General features: G+C 64.0%; 15 protein-coding genes. 4 read left to right on the top strand and 11 right to left on the bottom strand.

The genetic code is table 11. The features are described 5' to 3' along the window. Positions 1-34 precede the first annotated feature (34 nt). On the bottom strand, positions 35-250 hold the full coding sequence (locus tag NLN62_RS46305; RefSeq protein ID WP_027520990.1) for a hypothetical protein: 216 nt from the start codon (positions 248-250) through the stop codon (positions 35-37). A 357-nt stretch (positions 251-607) separates the two neighbouring features. On the opposite strand from NLN62_RS46305, the gene NLN62_RS46310 reads away from it, so the two are divergent. After that, positions 608-1603, top strand: a complete 996-nt coding sequence (locus tag NLN62_RS46310) for an AraC family transcriptional regulator (protein ID WP_254113133.1) — start codon at positions 608-610, stop codon at positions 1601-1603. 9 nt (positions 1604-1612) lie between these two features. On the opposite strand, the gene NLN62_RS46315 is transcribed toward NLN62_RS46310, so the two are convergent. The 3 genes from NLN62_RS46315 to NLN62_RS46325 all read right to left on the bottom strand — a co-directional run bounded on the left by NLN62_RS46315 (position 1613) and on the right by NLN62_RS46325 (position 5079). Continuing rightward, on the bottom strand, positions 1613-2491 hold the full coding sequence (locus NLN62_RS46315; protein ID WP_027520991.1) for a 3-keto-5-aminohexanoate cleavage protein: 879 nt from the start codon (positions 2489-2491) through the stop codon (positions 1613-1615). An 11-nt stretch (positions 2492-2502) separates the two neighbouring features. Then, positions 2503-3732: a CaiB/BaiF CoA-transferase family protein gene (locus NLN62_RS46320; RefSeq protein ID WP_254113134.1), complete on the bottom strand. Its 1230-nt coding sequence runs from the start codon at positions 3730-3732 to the stop codon at positions 2503-2505. Between the two features lie 141 nt (positions 3733-3873). After that, positions 3874-5079 (bottom strand): MFS transporter, encoded by a 1206-nt coding sequence (locus NLN62_RS46325; RefSeq protein WP_254113871.1) that lies wholly within the window; start codon positions 5077-5079, stop codon positions 3874-3876. Between the two features lie 419 nt (positions 5080-5498). Here NLN62_RS46325 and NLN62_RS46330 point away from each other — a divergent pair, with 419 nt between their 5' ends. Then, complete coding sequence (locus NLN62_RS46330) at positions 5499-6728, top strand: hypothetical protein (RefSeq protein ID WP_254113135.1); 1230 nt, start codon at positions 5499-5501, stop codon at positions 6726-6728. A gap of 6 nt (positions 6729-6734) precedes the next feature. Here NLN62_RS46330 and NLN62_RS46335 read toward each other — a convergent pair whose 3' ends face one another. After that, complete coding sequence (locus NLN62_RS46335; RefSeq protein WP_254113136.1) at positions 6735-7469, bottom strand: NUDIX domain-containing protein; 735 nt, start codon at positions 7467-7469, stop codon at positions 6735-6737. A gap of 94 nt (positions 7470-7563) precedes the next feature. Between NLN62_RS46335 and NLN62_RS46340 the strand changes: the two genes are divergently transcribed. Together NLN62_RS46340 and NLN62_RS46345 are read left to right on the top strand one after the other, a co-directional pair. Next, positions 7564-8610, top strand: coding sequence for an SPFH domain-containing protein (locus tag NLN62_RS46340; RefSeq protein WP_027520996.1), 1047 nt, complete (start codon positions 7564-7566; stop codon positions 8608-8610). Next, positions 8594-9529: a sugar kinase gene (locus NLN62_RS46345; protein ID WP_254113137.1), complete on the top strand. Its 936-nt coding sequence runs from the start codon at positions 8594-8596 to the stop codon at positions 9527-9529. The genes NLN62_RS46340 and NLN62_RS46345 overlap by 17 nt, the downstream gene beginning before the upstream one ends. Before the next feature lies 1 nt (position 9530). On the opposite strand, the gene NLN62_RS46350 is transcribed toward NLN62_RS46345, so the two are convergent. The 6 genes from NLN62_RS46350 to NLN62_RS46375 all read right to left on the bottom strand — a co-directional run bounded on the left by NLN62_RS46350 (position 9531) and on the right by NLN62_RS46375 (position 17360). Then, positions 9531-10358 carry a 3-keto-5-aminohexanoate cleavage protein gene (locus tag NLN62_RS46350; protein ID WP_027520998.1) on the bottom strand — a complete coding sequence of 276 codons (828 nt, stop codon included), beginning with the start codon at positions 10356-10358 and terminating at the stop codon, positions 9531-9533. Positions 10359-10553: 195 nt separating this feature from the next. After that, positions 10554-11951 carry an MFS transporter gene (locus NLN62_RS46355; protein ID WP_027520999.1) on the bottom strand — a complete coding sequence of 466 codons (1398 nt, stop codon included), beginning with the start codon at positions 11949-11951 and terminating at the stop codon, positions 10554-10556. A 317-nt stretch (positions 11952-12268) separates the two neighbouring features. Next, the gene (locus tag NLN62_RS46360; protein WP_027521000.1) at positions 12269-12730 is read right to left on the bottom strand and encodes a hypothetical protein; all 462 of its coding nucleotides are present in this window, start codon (positions 12728-12730) and stop codon (positions 12269-12271) included. Beyond that, entirely contained in the window at positions 12714-13628 is a 915-nt protein-coding gene (locus NLN62_RS46365) for a DUF2950 domain-containing protein (protein ID WP_027521001.1), read from the bottom strand. Before NLN62_RS46365 ends, NLN62_RS46360 begins: the two co-directional genes overlap by 17 nt. Then, positions 13625-15349, bottom strand: coding sequence for a DUF3300 domain-containing protein (locus NLN62_RS46370; RefSeq protein WP_254113138.1), 1725 nt, complete (start codon positions 15347-15349; stop codon positions 13625-13627). Before NLN62_RS46370 ends, NLN62_RS46365 begins: the two co-directional genes overlap by 4 nt. A 118-nt stretch (positions 15350-15467) precedes the next feature. Beyond that, positions 15468-17360 carry a sensor histidine kinase gene (locus NLN62_RS46375; RefSeq protein ID WP_254113139.1) on the bottom strand — a complete coding sequence of 631 codons (1893 nt, stop codon included), beginning with the start codon at positions 17358-17360 and terminating at the stop codon, positions 15468-15470. Between the last annotated feature and the right edge of the window lie 76 nt (positions 17361-17436).

Raw genomic sequence — 17436 nt, forward strand, 5'->3', positions numbered from 1 at the left:
TAGGATCGAAGTATGCCCGCGAGGGTTCCGCCGGCTACATCCGCTGCGGCATCTCCTCGGCCTCTTCCTTCGCCAGCAGCAGCAGCATCTCGATGCCCATCTCGCCTTCCTGCGGCGAGCGGATGAACTTGATTTCCTCGGCCGACTTTTGCAGCGCCACGACGATCGCCACGGCCTGGTTGGCCGTCGCCGCCTCGGTCGCCAGAACTGCCTTCTGGTTCTTCACCTGATAACCGATCGTGTAGGACATTCGCTTCCTCCCTGCCGAACACCAGTTCGTCAGATAAAGGGATCGAATACGAGTCCGGATTGCGACGAAAGCCGGGGCAACTACGGATCATCTGTGGACAAAGGAACGCTGGCCCTCACCGACCCGCTGTCGCTCACCAGTTCACTCGGAATGTTCCCGTGCCGGCATAGCTCTGGCTGCCGCTCGCGACCTCGCCGGTGAAGCGCGCCGAGAGTTCCGACCCCGCATTTCAGCACCTTAAGGTGACATCGAATCGGGTAAAGCCGATATCTGAGGCGGCCAAATCCGTGAAGGCTTCGAACTTCCGGCCGGCATCCCGCGTCAAAGTTACGGTACCGATGTTTCCAGCGGGGGCACATGCAGGACACAGAGCCGTTTCGACGCGCACGCGTCTCCACGGATGATTTTCCGCAAGCCAAGCGGCTGCAGATGTGGCGCGAGGTCTATGGACGCGGCATCGCCAATATCGACATCGAGCCGATCGGGGACGAGCCGTTCCACGCCGACGTGACATTCAACCTTTTGCCCAATGTCAGCATCGCCGCCGGCTCGCGCTCGCCGGCGCATTACCGGGTCTCGAAGGAGCTCGCGACAAAGGGCAAGGACCTGGTCGCCATCAGCGTGCTGCGCTCGGGCCGCGCCAGCGCCACCCAGTTCGGCAAGGAGCTGATCTCCGGCGTCGGCAGCGCCAGCGTGATCGCGCCGCTCGATCCCTCGACCAGCACCATGCTGACCGAGGGCAGCTTCATCACCCTTTTGTTCTCGTTGCCGGCCATTGCACGGCTCGCGCCGCATTTCTCGCGGGCATTCGGCCAATCGATCCCCAGCAACAACGAGGCGCTGCGTCTCCTCACCCGCTATGTCGACGTCCTCGACGACGGCGATCCATCAACCGATCCGGCCGTCGCGCGCAGTGTGTCGGCACACCTGATCGACCTCGCCGCGCTCGCGTTCGGTGCCCAGGGCGACTACGCCGAACTCGCCTGGGAGCGCGGCGGCACCGCGGCACGACTGGCCGCGATCAAGTCGGACATTCTGGCCGCGCTTGGCGACAGCGAACTGGCGACCGAAACGATCGCCGCACGTCACGGCATCTCGCCGCGCTATGTACAAAAACTGTTCGAGCAGGACGGCTCGTCGTTCTCGGCCTTCGTGCTGACCGAGCGTCTGGCAAAAGCCCAGCGCATGCTGGTCGACCGCAGGTACCGCCATCTCAACATCGCGCAGATCGCCCATGAAAGCGGTTTTGGCGACGTCTCCTATTTCAACCGCGTCTTCCGCCGCCAGTTCGGCAGCCGCCCCTCGGATGTCCGCGAGTCGGCAAAATGCCTGTGGCGGGAGCAGCGGGGCTGACGGCGGGAGTCAGGCGAGGCCGAGCATGGCGCGCGCGTCGTCGGCCGTGGCAATGCTCGCGCCAAGGCTTTTCAGGATGCCCGCGGCATGCGCGCACAGCTCGGCATTGGTCTTCGCCAGCACGCCCTTGGACAAATAGAGATTGTCCTCCATGCCGACCCGGACATGGCCGCCGAGCAAGTACGCCTGCGCGACCATCGGGAATTCGGCGCGGCCGATGCCGAAGCCGGACCAGATCGCACCCGGCGGCAGAAGACTGCGTGCATAGAACATCGTCTCCGATGTCGCGGAGAAGCCGTACTTCACGCCGAGCACGAGGGAGAACAGGCCGGGCCCCTTCAGTGTGCCGTCGGCCAGAAGGTCGCGCGCGAGATGGCAGTCGCCGGAATCGAACAGCTCGATCTCCGGCAGCACGCCCACTGCTCTCATCCGCTCGGCCATGATGCGGACGTTGCGAGGCGTGTTGATCACGACCTCGCCGCCTGAGTTCATGGTATTGAGATCGAGCGTGCAGATGTCGGGCTTGAGCAACTCGATATGCTCGACGCGCTTCTCCGGCTGGAGCAGTGTGGTGCCGGGACCGGCGACACGAGGGTCGTCGTGCGATGGAACAAAGCGCCCGCCCGGCCCGGTGGTGAGATTGATGACCAGGCTCCTGTTGCGGGCGCGGATGCGCTCGACGACCTCGCGATAGAGATCGATCGACATCGACGGTCGCCCCGTTGCGGGATCACGCACGTGGATATGAGCGATCGCTGCGCCGGCTTCGGCCGCTTCGAGCGCGGAGGTCGCGATCTGCTCGGGCGTAATCGGCAGATAAGGCGACTGCTCGGGCTTCGTGAGGTTGCCGGTGATCGCGCAGGTAATGATGGTCTTGCCGGTAGTCATCCGATGTCGCCCTAGATCACGCCCTGCTTCTTCAGCGCCTCGATCCGCTCCGCATCATAGCCGAGTTGTCCGCCGAGCACTTCCTGCGTGTGCTCCCCTAAAAGCGGCGGCGCCCGATAGTCCGTCACCGGCGTCTCGGAGAACGTCAGCGCGTTGCGGATCAGCGACAATTCGGGCTCGAACTTGTGGTTGACCTTCACCCGCATGCCGCGCGACTGGACGTGCGGATCGCTGAACACCTGCTCGAAATTGTTGATCGGACCTGACGGCACGCCGGCCTCCTCCAGCTTTTCCAGCCAGTAGGCCACCGGCTTCTTCAGGAACAGACCAGCGAAGATCGCCATGATTTCCTTGCCGTGCACGACGCGGTCGTTGTTCCTGATGAAGCGCTTGTCGTTGGCGAGTTCGGGCTCGCCAAGCACGGCGCAGGTACGCTGGAACTGACCGTCATTGCCGACTACCAGCATCAGTTCGCCGTCGGTACAGCGGAACACGCCGGCCGGCATGCCACCATTGCCCCAGGTGCCGCGGCGCGGCGGTGTCTTGCCGTTGACGAGGTAGATCTGCAGCCAGTGCGACAACGATGCGATGACGGTATCGAACAGGCAGACGTCGATGTGCTGTCCTTCCCCGCCATTGGTGTCGCGATGGTAGAGCGCCGAGAGAATCCCGATCGAGGTGTTCATGCCGGTCATGTAGTCGACGATCGACGGGCCGACCTTCATCGGGCCCTCGCCAGGCTCGCCGTCGATATGGCCGGTGACGCTCATCAGGCCGCCCATCGCCTGCAGGATCGCATCATAGCCAGCGCGCGGCGCGTAGGGGCCGGTCTGGCCGAAACCGGTCACCGAACAGTAGACGATGCCGGGGTTGATCGCCTTGATCGTCTCGTAATCGAGTCCGTAGCGCTTGAGATCGCCGACCTTGTAGTTCTCCATGAAGACGTCGACGTTCTTGGCGAGCTCGCGGATGATCGCCTGTCCTTCGGGCTTGGCGATGTTGACGGTGACCGACTTCTTGTTGCGGTTGGCGCAGAGGTAGAACGAGTTGTTGTTGTTCGCCTTGCCTTCGGGGTCGGTGAGATAAGGCGGGCCGAAGGCGCGCGCGTCGTCGCCGGTGCCGGGCCGCTCGATCTTGATCACCTCAGCGCCGAGATCGCCGAGCATCTGGGCCGACAAGGGCCCGGCGAGTACGCGCGTGAGGTCAAGGATCTTGATGCCTGAGAGCGGCAAGGCCGACATAAGCTTTCCTCCGGGAACTGATGTTGGCGCGGCGGCCAGGGCCGGGCCGCGCTCCCTGCGGATACACCATTTTGGACCCGGGAGTCCTGCACTGGCGGCATGCCACCATCCGCCGGCCGCTCGTAGTTTCGTCTTACGACGTCACGCCGCAGCAGCCGTCGCAGCCCGTGGCCGGCGGCGGCCAAGGGCCACCAGGATCAACACCGTTGCACATGAGCAGAGCATGGTCAGGCCGAGCAGGCCGCGGCTGCCGAAATGGACCAGCAGGGCTGCGAGAACCGGCGGGGAGACGGCTGCGGCAAGATTGACCGGCAGGGCGATCATCGACATCGCCTTGGCGAATTCGGTCTGGTCGTAGAAGACGAGCGGGATCGTCGCCCGCGCCACCGCCATCGCGCCGCTGCCGAGGCCATAGAGCAGGATGAAGAGCGCAACGACCCAATATGCGCCATTGCCGGCCATCAGGAGCAGCATGGCAAGCGGCAGCGCCGTGCCCGCAACCAGACCGGTCGTGATCCCGTCCCAGCGTCCGCCGCCGAGGAAATCGATGCCGCGCGCGCTGACCTGGATTACGCCCAGCATGGAGCCGAAGCCGACGGCCTCCGCCGGCGACAGCCCCTCGGCCTTCAGGAGCTCGATGAAGACGGCACTCAAGCCGAAGTTCACGAAGGCGTTCAGCGCAACCGCGGACGTGACGAGATGGAAGGTGCTCCTGGGAACTGGAGAAGCCGGCACGTCCCGCGCCTTCGCGGCAACTTCCTCACTCGCCTTGCGCCGGCGCGGTGCACCGAAGGCCAGGAGCGGCAGGCAGACGACGATCATCATGGCCGCATAAACCAGACACGTCCCGCGCCAGCCGGCGAGGCTGCTCAGAAACGACGTCGTCGGCCAGAAGATGCTGCCGGAAAGGCCCGTCACCAACATCAATGCGCCGATCGCGTTCTTGGCGCGCGGGCCGGCCACTTCGTTCAGCATGATGTAGGCACCGGTCGAGAGCGTGGCGCTGCCGGCCACACCGAGGACGATCCAGGCCACGAAATAAAGGATCGGCTCGTGCGCGAAGGACAGGAGCACAAAGCCCGGCGCGGTCACGACCGTGCCCACCATCATCACACGGCGCGCGCCATGCCGCGTGAAGGATTTTGCGAGCCAGGGCGCACACAGCCCCATCGCGACGTACAGAACCGAGGTCCCCGCGAATACCGCCGGAAGGCTCATATTGAGATCGGCCGCGAGATCGCGCCCGACGATGGCGGGAAGCCCGATCGTCCCCCATCCGACGAGTTGGGTGACGGCGAGCACCGCCATGACGCCAATCAGCTTCGTATCGAATTTCAAGCGACGTATTCCGCCCCAGGGCCGGATCCGACCGATCCGGTCATTCCCGGATACACCATCTCCAACCCGCGCTGCACTGCGAACGCGGTATGACCCTATCCGCCACAATGGCATTGACATGATGACAACGGCCATCAGCGCGCGATTTGACAGTCCCGCGCGTCGCGGGCAACTCTTGCTCGTTTCGAGAATCACTGATGTCTCACGCCGAGTATGCTCCCAAACAGCTCCCAGTCCTCACGAGACTGGCGATAGCGCTGCGCCGGATCCCGGCGGTTGAATTTGCATTCGCGAAGTTCAAGTCGCTGCTGCGCGGCCGAAAGAACGACGAACCGGTTGTCAGCGAGTTTCAGGCTCCGGCTGCGGACGTCACGAAGGACGATGGCGCGCCCGGCTCGGTCGAGGCGGAAGCGGTTGAACCCGACGCCGTGCAGGCGGCTTCCGATGGAACCGCGACCGCTGCGGCCGAGCCCGCCGAGACTGACGCTGTCGAAGCTCGGGAGATCGAGGCTCCCGCGACTGATGTCGCTGAGAGCGCAACCGCGGAGGCTGGCGCTTCCGAGATCAATGCAGATGAGCCGGCCACGACAAGCGTATGCGATGTCGTCTCCCCTGCAATGGCGTCCGACGATCTCTCCCAGAGTGAGATCGAGACCGTTGAAAGCGACGATCTCCCCGTTGAGGCCGAGATAGTTGAAATCGAGTCTCCTCAGACGCCCCTTGCCGCAAGCGCCGAGGCTGGGAAGATGGAGGCTCCTGCGACTGACGTCGCTGAGACCGCAACCGCGGAGACTGCCGTCGCAGCGATCGACGCAGATGAGTCGGTCACGACTAGCGTATGCGATCTTGCCCCCCCTGCAATGGCGTCCGACGATCTCTCCCAGAGTGAGATCGAGGCCGTTGAAAGCGATGATCTCCCCGTTGAGGCCGCGACAGCTGAAATCGAGTCTGCTCAGACGCCTCTTGTCGCAATCGCCGAGGCCGGCGCGGCTGAGGCCGAGAAAGTCGAAACCGTCGCGCGTGACGCCGACGACGTTGCGGCTCATGTCGCGCCATCAAGGGATTCATCCGAGGCCGTTGTTGCCGAGACCGATGTTCTCCCGCTCGCTTGCGCCGAGACGGATATGATCGAGGTCGACGCAATTGAGACGGCGCCTTTTGAAATCAAGACCGAGAGCGAGGCCGCTCAGCCCGATGCGATTGACCCCGAGGCGGTCGAGACTGCTCCCCCTCTCATCGAAACCTTCGAGACCGGTGCGGTTGATCCCGATGCCGCGGAGACTTTCGCAGCCATCGCTGTCGAGGCCGACGTAGTCGAGGTCGAGCTCGTCGAGGCCGACACCATCGAAACGGCCCCAGTCGAGGCGGTCACCGCCAAAGCCGATATCGCCCCAGCCGCCGTCACGAAATCCGACGATCTCTGTGATCGCGAGACGCTTATTCGCCGGCGCTGGAAGGAGACCGGAAGCAGGATGTGGCATGGCGCCGGGCAGTCCGTGCTGTGCATTCAAGGTCGCATCGCCCTGCTGCCGCCGAAGCCCGGCGAGACGATGCCGGGCTACGACAGGCTAGAGTTCAGGCTGATCGACGGCCTCATCGTCTGCGAAGGGTTTGTCGTCGATCCGCCGGAACCGGCGAGACCTAGCCAGTTCGTGTAAGGTCGCTCACTCCGGCGGATTGAACGTGCGGACGAAATACACCGGCTCCCTGCCCTTCTTCAGGCGATAGAGCTGCGCCGGCCGGTTCGGGCCGCGCCGCATCTTGGCGATCGGCTCGATCATGTCGGCTGAGAGAATCCGCGTGCGGAAGGCGCTCTTTTCCAAGGGACGGTCGAGCACGATCTCGTAGACCCGCTGGAGATCGGGCAGCGTGAATTCCGCCGGCATCAGGTAGGCCGGCAGCGAAGTGTATTCGACCTTGTTGCGCAGGCGCTCGACTGCAGCAGTGAGGATCTCGCCGTGGTCGAAGGCGAGCTTCGGCTTGATCTTGCCCGCGACGACTGGAAACCATTGCGCGTCAGGTGCGAGCGCGGCCCGGCCCGCCTCCTCCGGCATCAGCGCGAAATAGGCGTGCGTCGCCGACCAGCCGCGCGGGTCGCGTCCAGCACTGCCCCAGCTTCCGAGCTGCTCGAGATAGGGGCTGGTCACGCCGGTCTTCTCCTTCAGCTTGCGCACCGCGCAGGCCTCGAGATCGCGGTCTTTGGCGACATCGACGAAGCCGCCCGGCAGCGCGAAGGCGAGCGGGAACGGCTCGCCTTCGCCGGCCGGCCGCTGCACCAGGAGGACGTGCAGGCCCTCGTTCCGGATCGCAAAGATCACCACGTCGACCGTGGCCAGCGGCCGCGGGAAATCCAATTGTCCCGAACTCTCAGTGCCTTGGGCTTGATCTTTCTGCGCCATTGCGACCTCCCCTCTTTTGTCGCTTGACAGTAACCGACTTAGTTGTACAGTGCAACTTACTTAGTTGCTCAGACCAACTTATTAGGAGAGGACCATGTTCGGCGTCAGGTTCATCAAGGCCCAGCCCACCACCTATCTCATGAAGTACCGTGCCGGCGCCGTGGTCGCCGAAGGGGCGGGACTATCCGCGTTCTACTACGCGCCGGCCACCTCGCTCGTCGCCGTCCCCATCGGCAGCCGCGACGCCTCCTTCATCTTCCAGCAGATCGCGCGCGACTTTCAGACCCTGACCGTCCAGGGCCACGTCACCTATCGCGTCAGCGAGCCGAAGAAGGCGGCTTCGATGCTCGACTTCACGCTGAAGAGCGACGGCAAGACCTATGAGACGGACGATCCGGAAAAGCTGCCGCAGCGCATCCTCGGCACCGTCGAGGTGCTGGCCCAGCAGGCGGTGAAGGAGCTGACGCTGAGAGAGGCGCTTCAGGCCTCCGACCGCATCGCCGACATCATCGCAGGTGGCTTGCGGGCCCGCGCCGACATCGCCTCCCTCGGCCTCGAAATCCTCGGCGTCTCCATCCGCGGCATCAAGCCGACGCCGGACACCGCCAAGGCACTGGAGGCCGAAGCGCGCGAAGCGATCCTGAAGAACGCCGACGAAGCGATCTTCGCCCGCCGCAATTTTGCGGTCGAGCAGGAGCGCGCCATCCGCGAGAGCGAGCTCGACACCGAGATCGCGGTCGAGCAGAAGAAGCGCTCGATCCGCGAGACGCAGATGGACGCGGAAGCCAGCGTCGCCGCCAAGAAGAACGAGCTGCGCCAGTCCGGCATGGTCGCGGACATCGCTCTCGAAGGCAAGCGCAAGGACTTCGTCGGGCTTAACGCCGAAAACACCCGCACGCTGGCCGATGCCGAAGCCTATCGCGTCGGTGCGCTGATGAAGATTTTCGAGGGCGTCGACACCCGCGTGATCCAGGCGCTCGCCTCTGCTGGCATGCAGCCGGGCCAGCTCATCGCGCAGGCCTTCACCGGCATTGCCGAGAAGGCGGAGAAGATCGGCCAGCTCAACGTCTCGCCGGACCTGCTTAGCCAGTTGATGGAAAAGCCCAGGATGGCGGAGGCCGCCAATGCCCGCCGGCAATGACCGCAAGATCGTGCTGGTGACGCGCAAGACCAGGCTGGAGGACCTGGTCGCGCGTTACCTGACCGCAGCGCAGGCGCGCTTCTATGTCGAGCATCTCGGCGCCGACTTCTCCGACTATGAGCGCGAGCACGAGGCCTATCGCGCGCAGCAGCACCTCGCTTTGCAGGTGCTGGAGCAATGGGGCCGCTACCAGGTGATCGAGCGCAGCTTTTTGCCGAACTTCATCTTTACGCCCTCCGACATCGTGGTCGCGCTCGGCCAGGACGGCGTCGTCGCCAACACCATGAAATATCTCGATGGTCATCCGCTGATCGGGCTCAACCCGGACCCGGCGCGCTACGACGGCATCCTCCTGCCCTTTGCGCCGCGCGACCTCGCAAAGCTCCTGCCCGAGGTCGCTGCCGACAAGCGCGACAGCCAGGCGGTGACGATGGCAGAGGCGCGGCTCTCCGATGGCCAGGTGCTCCATGCCGTGAACGACCTCTTCATCGGTGCCCGCACGCACACCTCCGCGATCTACGAGATTGCGACCGGCGAGACGAAGGAGCGGCAATCCTCGAGCGGGCTGATCGTCTCGACGGGGCTCGGCTCGACCGCCTGGTTCAAGAGCGTTGTCACCGGCTCGCTCGCGATCGCAGGGCAGTTCAGCCAGCCTTCAGAACCCGTGGCTTACGACGCCGTGCCCTGGGACGCGCCGGAGCTGCGCTTTGCCGTACGCGAGCCCTTCCCCAGCCGCAACTCGCAAGTGGGTCTCGTCTGCGGCCGCCTCGCCTCCTCCGAACAATTGCGCATCCGCTCGCTGATGCCGGAAAACGGCGTTATCTTCAGCGACGGCATCGAAGCCGATCGGCTGGAGTTCAACGCCGGCGCAGAGGTCGCGATCGGGATTGCGGCGCGACGGGGACGGTTGATCGTGTGACTTACCTCGCGATCCGCAGCGCCGATCTTGCCTCCGCCGGTGTAGCGACGCGTCGGCCGTGGCGAACAACCGCCTCACAAGCGAAAGTCACGAGCTCCGCGTTGCTCTTCGCCAGACGGTTCTTGTCGATCCTGATGTTGTCCTCGAGCCCGGTGCGAACCGCGTCGGCGCCCCGCGACAGCGCCCAGCCCATGACCTCGGCTTGATGACGGCCGATCCCTGCCGCGGTCCACGTCGATTTCGGCATCAGCCGCTTGAGTTCCGCCAGAAGGATGTCGAGCACGTGCTCGTCCGCCGGCATCGCGTTCTTGACACCCATGACGAACTGCACGTGGGGATGCTCGTCGATCAGTCCCGCCTCGATCAGGCGGCGCGCGCCATGGAGGTGCGAGAGATCGAAGATCTCGATTTCGGGGCGGATCCCGCCTGCCTTCATACCGGTGGCGAGATGCTCGACCAGAGCGGCGCTGTTCTCGTAGACGATGGTCGGAAAGTTCACCGATCCGGTCGAGAGAGACGCCATGTCCGGCTTCAGATAGAGCGCCGACCCGCGCGCCGACGGATCGCGGCCGCGCCCTCCGGTCGAGAACTGAACGATCATCCCCGGACAATGCTTCCTGATGCCCTCCTGCACCTCTGCAAAGCGCTGCGGATCGGAGGACGGCGTTTCGTCGTCGTTGCGAACGTGAATATGCGCCAGCGTCGCGCCGGCCTCGAAGGCCGCATGCGTCGACTCGATCTGCTCGGACGGCACGATCGGCACTGCCGGGTTGTCCTTCTTGCGCGGAACGGAACCGGTGATTGCGACAGCAACAACAACGGGATTCATCTCTCAACTCCTTGGCAGGCGATATGCCGTCCGGCGCACGCCGGTGAAATTCGACATCGTGCGTCACGGGACTTCCGTGAAGCCTGCCGCTGCTGGCCTGTCTGGCCGCAGCGGCAGTCGTTTCTCTCATATGCGGGAGGACGGCGATATGCGAGATGTTTGCATCATCATCGCGTGACCTCTCTTCCCTGGCCGTCAGGTCGGAACGGCCGCGGCCCCGTTCGCGGTCTCCGCGCGCCTGCGCTCATAGTCCGCCCTTGGCATCGGAACGGCATCCGGCTTGCCGAGATCGTCAAGGCCGATCCGGTATGTCTCCCTGGCAGTCACCGCTGCGAGGGCGGCAATCACCGTGATGCCAAAGGCGATCGCGCCCACCGTGACCGGGATGTTGGCCGAGCCGGGAGGCGCCACGGTCGCAAACAAAGCGGGAAGCAGCGCGGTGATGGTCGTGCCTATGTTTTGCGAGATCGCCATCGCCGAAACCCGGGTGCGCGTCGGAAACAGCTCGGGATAGAAGCTCGGGAAGATCGCGTTGTAGCCCTGATAGACCACACCCCACATCAACAGCGACAACAGGATCGCCAATGGCACGTTCCTGATGCTGATTGCGTAGAGGTAGCCGAATGCGAGCAGGCCGGAGCAGAGCGCGCCGACGATGATCGGAGGCTTGCGGCCGATCTTGTCGGACAGATTGCCGACGAAGGGAATGACGAACACCGCCAGCATGTTTCCAAGGACCGGAATCCAGAGGTAGACGTCCTTCGCAAAACCGATTCCGTAGGCTGACTGGACCGCATAGGCCGCGCCGAAAATCGTCGTGACGACCGGAATGACATTCATCAGCGCCATGCAGATGACCCTGAGCATGTCCTTCCAATTCAGCTTGATGGCCTGAATGATCGGAGCCCGCGGGGTTTCACCACGCTCATCCTCCCTGGCAAAGGCAGGTGTCTCGTCGACCTCGCGGCGAATGATGTAGCCGGCGACGATGACGAAGAAGCTGAGCAGGAAGGGTATCCGCCAACCCCAGCTGTTGAAGGCCTCGGTGGGCATGTAGGCCGCGAGCGGCAGAAAGACCGCCGCCGCAAGGATCTGTCCGGCCTGCACGCCCTGGAGCGTGAAGCTCGCATAGAATCCGCGCCGCCCGAATGGCGCATGCTCAAGGATCATCGAGCTTGCGCCGGAGATCTCGCCGGCAACGGCAAAACCCTGCACGAGACGTAAGGTGACGAGCAGGATCGGCGCCCAGATGCCGACCTGCTGGTATGTCGGCAGGATGCCGACGGCCATCGTCGAGATGCCCATCAGGAACATGCAGACGATGAGAACCGTTTTGCGGCCATGGGTATCGCCCCAGTGCCCGAGAACGAAGGCACCGATCGGGCGGGCCACATATCCGACACCGTACGTTGCGAGGGATGCGACGATGGCAACGGTCGGATTGTCCGACGGAAAAAAGATCTGCGGGAAGATCAGCGACGCTGCCGTCGCGTAGATAAAGAAGTCATAATATTCAAGCGCCGATCCAATCCAGCCGCTCGCAGCAGCCTTCTTGGACTGACCCATGTCGTGGATCGCTCGAGCCGTGGTCATGTGCAAGTTTCCTCCGACCTGTTTGCTGGCGTCCCGTGAGCGGGCTTCATGGATATGTTGGGCAGCACTGTCCGATCGCGCGGCGGGCTTTCCGCTTGCGTTTATCGACTGCCGGGACGTGTCTGGTTCGCTGCAACAATAGGCTTTCGGCGGGCTAACACAATTACCCAGTTATGCGATAAACCTAACATCATGTTATTCGCAGCCGACGCGCGGTCCGGGCGGCGAATGCGCGTCAGACGTTCCTTCAGGCGTTCAATTTGAACGCCTGCTTCCGATGCTCAATGGAATCCGGATGGGGCGTATTCAGGCCCGGCTCATTTCATGGAGATCGTGATCGCGCTGAGGTTGGCGGCGACTTCCATCCCTGCCTTCGGACCTTGCAGCACGATCGTCACGCCCTTCTCGTTGCGCAAATGGACGCCGTTGACGCCGCCGACCAGTGCGAAGCCGCCGCCGACCGAGCTGTAGGTGCCGGTGAAATCCTTGACCTCACGGATGCCGGAGGCCCAGCCATCCAGGCGGCTGATCGTGGCTCCGGCCGTGATTCCAAGGCTGAGACCGGACACGCTGAACGGATAGTTGCGGCCCCGCCAGGTCAGCACGCCGCGGCCGGTGCCGCCGCCGATCAAGAGGCCCGCTTTCACGATCTTGACGCGGACGTGGCCGGCTGCCTGTGCAAAGGACGGCGTCGCCGGCATGACGAAGGCGAGCAATATCGTTGCCGCCAGACAACACAGGAAGGAGCGCCGCGTTATCCTCTCATTGTTTTGCGGCATCCACTTTCTTCCAGGTCTGGTCCGGATTGAACAAGATCATGCGGCTGGCAATGCTTTCGGTGCGCGGACCGAGATCCTTCTGGTAGACGGTCCCGCCGTGATTGACCACGAAGGTCATGACGCCGGAATTGCCGTACTCGGCGGGATAGGCGACGAGCGCATAGCCGCCGATCATCTTGCCTTTGACGACATAGTCGAGGCTGCCGCCGGCGGCGTTGGGACCCTGCCCCTTGAGGATCCTGAAATAGTAGCCGTGATAGGGCGCGCCCTGCCCGTCCACCTTGTAGCCCTCGCGCGAGGCTTCCGCCACAAATTCGCCGAGCGGGCTTGGGTCACTATCGTCGCGCCAGAACAGCCCATCCTTCTTGCCGGGCGTCGAGACGATGCGTTGCGCATAGACGCCGACGCCTTCGCCGCGGTCTTTCTCGGCGTAGTCGTTCTGGGCATCGACATAGGCGAGCGCGGCCTGGATCGCATCGAGCTCGTTGCGGCCGATGCGGCGATAGAGCACCTCGATCCGCCCCTGATCCACGTCGAATTCCCAGCCCGTCTTGGAGTTGACCAAAGGAATCGGGAACGGAAAATCGTCCGGGCCGAGCATCAGCGTGGCCTTCTTGTTGCCCTCCGCCTTGATCGCATGCTTGGCGTCGTACATCGACGTGAAGCGTTGACGAATGTCGGCGTCGGCAACCTCGTCACCGGAGGAGACGATGTCGTCGGCGTTCCTGCCGAGCACTTTCAGGATATCACTCGGTCCGCTCTTCACAGCCGCGGCGAGCGCTGCGGCTGCATCCTCCGGAGTCGGATACGCTTGCTGCGCTTGCGATGGCAAGCTGAACAATGCGAGCGTCATGACGGCCGGCAAGGCCGCGCGTTGAAGCGCATTCAGACCGATCATGGCGTCACCTCCGCAGGGATTTTTGCGCCGCCGGCGAGCCAATCGCTGTACGTGCGGAATTTCAGACCGAGCTTTTCGTAGTAGACGCGCAAGTACCCGTCGTTGCCGCGGGTCACCGCGTCCGGCATCACGCTCTCGACCTCCTGCGCCATGACGCCGACATAGGCCTTATGGCTGCCGAGATAGCTGAAGCGGTAGTAGCCGAGGCCATTGGCGAGATGACCGAGCAGCACGATGTCGTGCTTCAGCGCGATGTCCGAACGTCGGCCGCCGCCGCCACCGCGCCCGCCTCCACCAAATCCGCCTCCTCCACCGCCGCGCATCGCCATTCCGCCACCACCGCCGCGCCCGGCGAAGCCACCGCCGCCGCCACGGGGCATGCTCGCCATGCTCGAGCGCCCGCGTGCCGATGCTGCGGCAGCCGCGCGCCCGGACGAGACGTTCATGGCGCCACCGCGATTGCCGCCACCGCCGCGGTTGACATTTGCGGCGCGATTGCCCGCGCTGGCGCCGCCGCGGTTGGCGGCCTTGGCGCGGTCGCCACCGCCCTTCGCGCCAGCGCGATCGCCGCCACCTTTGGCACGGTCCGCGCCGCCCTTGGCGCGATCGCCGGCGCCCGCGCGATCTCCACCACGATCACCTGCGCGATCGCCGCTGCGATCTCCCGCTCGATCGCCTGCGCGGTCCCCTGCACGATCGCCCGCACGATCGCCCGCACGATCTCCTGCACGATCTCCGGCGCCTGGCCGATCCTGTCCGGGCTTCAGTACCTGCTGGCCATCGCGGCCGCGGAAATCCATCCGGTCGGCCGCGCCGGCCTTGATGTTGGTGTTGCTGAAGCGCTGCTGCACGTTCACGTTATTGTAGCGCACGCCCTGGCGATGCGCCGGATTGTGCTGCCAACCGTTTGCGATGTTGGTGGTCCGGTGATTGACGTAGACGTTGCGGTTGCCCCAGTTGCAGCCGCCGCCCCAGTAGTTGCCCCAGCGTCCGATCGCCCAGGCGGTACCGAAAGCGAGACCCGCCGCCACCACGCCTGCGCCGATATACGAAGGATATCCAAAGTAGTACGGCGGATATTCGGCGTAAGGCCACGCGCCGTAGACGGTCGCCGGCTCGTAATAGGGCACGTACATCGTACCGGCCTCGGCCGGCTCGATGACGATCACCTGCTTGTTTTCCTGGGTCTGGACGCTGACCTTTTGCTGCTTGGTCGTGACCAACATCTTGTTGTCATAGGCCTTGTTGCGCAGGCGCTGGATCGCATCCATCACGTCAGGCTGCTGCGCGAGAAAGGCGTCGCCGAGGTTCTTGGTCCATTCGAGCTTGTCGCTCATCATGGTCAGGACATCGGCCGTGCTGGCGAGCGCCTTGACGCTGTCGTCCCAGGATTGCTTCTCGACCTCTGCCTTCAGCGCGTCGCCCTTGACGTTCTTGCGCTCCTTCAGCCAGCGATCGGCCTGCACGACCTCCAGCGGATATGTCGATGCCGCCAGCACGTTGGCGAGCAGCTCGTCCGGATAGAGCGCGATCGGCGCGACCAGCGCCTCGAGCTGCTCTGGCTTCAACAGCTCCGCGGCCGGCTGTGCCTGACTTGCTGGCGGCGCCTGACTTGCTGGCGGCGCCGACGTGCTCGGGGCGGCCGGGGTCTGCGCCGATGCGGCGACGGGCATCGCCATCATCAGCGCAAGCGCGATCAGGGTCTTGCCGCAGCGAAACATTGCACGCCCTCCCTTGGCATTTCGGCAGGGAGCATCGGGCCGGGACGAATGCGTTCTTTGACGAAGATCAAAGAAAGCGGATGCCCGATTGTTGCGGCGCGAAGGTTCTGCGACCGATCTAGCGCGTGAGCGGCAGTTTAATCGTAAGCAGCGCACCACCCGACAGCCTGTTCTCCGCGATGATCTGTCCGCGATGGGCCTCGATGATGGTCTTGGCGATGGCGAGACCCATGCCCATGCCTTGCGGCTTGGTGGTGAAGAAGGGATCGAAGACGTTCTTGAGATCGCCGGCGGCTATGCCGGGTCCGCTGTCGCCGATCCTGATTTCTGCGAAGGAGCCGGACAGCGCCGTCGTGACGGTCACCTCCCGCATCTTCGCCTCCGCCTCGGAGATCGCGTCGATCGCATTGATGATCAGGTTGAGAATGACCTGCTGAAGCTGGACCGGATCGCCCCTGACGCGCAGCGCGCTAGCGACGGGCGTGAACTTCAGGGCGATCTTGTGCCGGTCGGTCACGGCGGTCAGAAATCCGATCGCCTCGCCGACGGTTTCGTTCAGATCGATATCGGCGATCTCGAACGGTGTCTTCTTCAACACGCTGCGCAGCCTGCGGATCACTTCGCTGGCCCGCTGATCGTCGCGCCTGATGTCGGCAAGGATCTCCCTGATCTCGTCGAGATTGGGGGAAGCCCCTTTCAGCATAAGCTCGGCCGTCTCGGCGTTGGTGAGGATAGAGCCAAGCGGCTGGTTCAATTCATGCGCGATCGACGTCGTCAGCTCGCCGGCCGCCGCGTAGCGGTTGACGTGCGCGAGCTCCGCCAGGCGCTGACGCGACTCGACCTCAGCGACGCGGCGACGCCAGCGCTCATGAAGCAGGCCGCTGATCAGGCCGGCCTGCACCAGGATCACCGCTGCGATCAGCGCCATCTGCCAGCGATAGATCTCCCAAACGCTCGGCTCGCGAAACAGGACCTCACTGCCAGGAGGTAGACTGCTTTCGCTGATGCCCCAGCGCTGCATCTCACGCCAGTCATATCGAGGTGGCGCAAATTGGAGCGTTTCGATCTTGATGTTGCCCGGCTTCTCGCCACCGAGGATACGGATAGCAACGTCGACCGTCTTCCGGCTGGTTGCGGCCGTTGAATGCATGGGGCCACCGACGGTCTGGCCATCGAAGAAGGCATCCTGATAGGAAAAGATGGGCGCATTGGCGACAGCTCGCAATTGGCGCAAGGCGATGTCGCCTTCATGCGTGACGCCTGCCCCGTCGACCGACATCAGGCCCCAGAACAAGACCGTGTGCGGCGCAAGCGATGAGGCGCGCTTGAGGATGTCCCGGAACGAAAGCCCCGAATACCAATCAAACGACACTCTGTTTTCGAACGGCTTCGCATCCTTCTTGATCTCCTCAAGCCAGAACTTCTCAACGGGAGAGGCCCCCAGCACGACGGCGATCGTCTGCGTGGCGGGCAGGACATGAAGGATGCCGGCAAAAATTGCCTGAAAGTCATTGTGGATCGAGATAACCGTGTCGTTGTCGGTCAGTCCCGTGCGATCGACCAGGCGCTGTTCGACCGCAGTCAGGACCATCGGTGTGGCGGGGAAAAGCTGCTTGCGGTACTTCTGGGCGAATCTTGCCGCAGGCGCCCCGACGCTGACGACGATATCCGGCGGACAACTCTCGTAGAGCGAGCGCAGATAATCGACGAAGGGCTCTTCAGGACCTGGATTGTTGAACCGCGCCGTCAGAAGCGTGTGCTCCTGAATGTCCAGCGGCCACGGCGCCTGCCGCTCGAGATCGGCCTTGATGGCCCGCGCGAACTCGCTCCACGGACGAAATTCCCGTCCGAAGGAATGCAGCAGCAGCACGCGCTTGGGCTGGCCCTGATCGGCAGCCCTCGCCGGTCCGAGCCCGGCAAGGGCCAAGACCAGCACGCACAGACAGAGCCGTGCGGCCGCCGCCCGCCAGCCCCGCCTGACCGCAGCAACGATCGGGATGCGCCCGCTCATCCTCTTCCTCAGCAGCTTCGCCCGGCTGCACCTTGATCTCATTCTAGCGCAAAACGGGCGACGGCCAACGGCTTTG

The organism is Bradyrhizobium sp. CCGUVB23 (genome assembly GCF_024199885.1).
Lineage (GTDB): Bacteria > Pseudomonadota > Alphaproteobacteria > Rhizobiales > Xanthobacteraceae > Bradyrhizobium.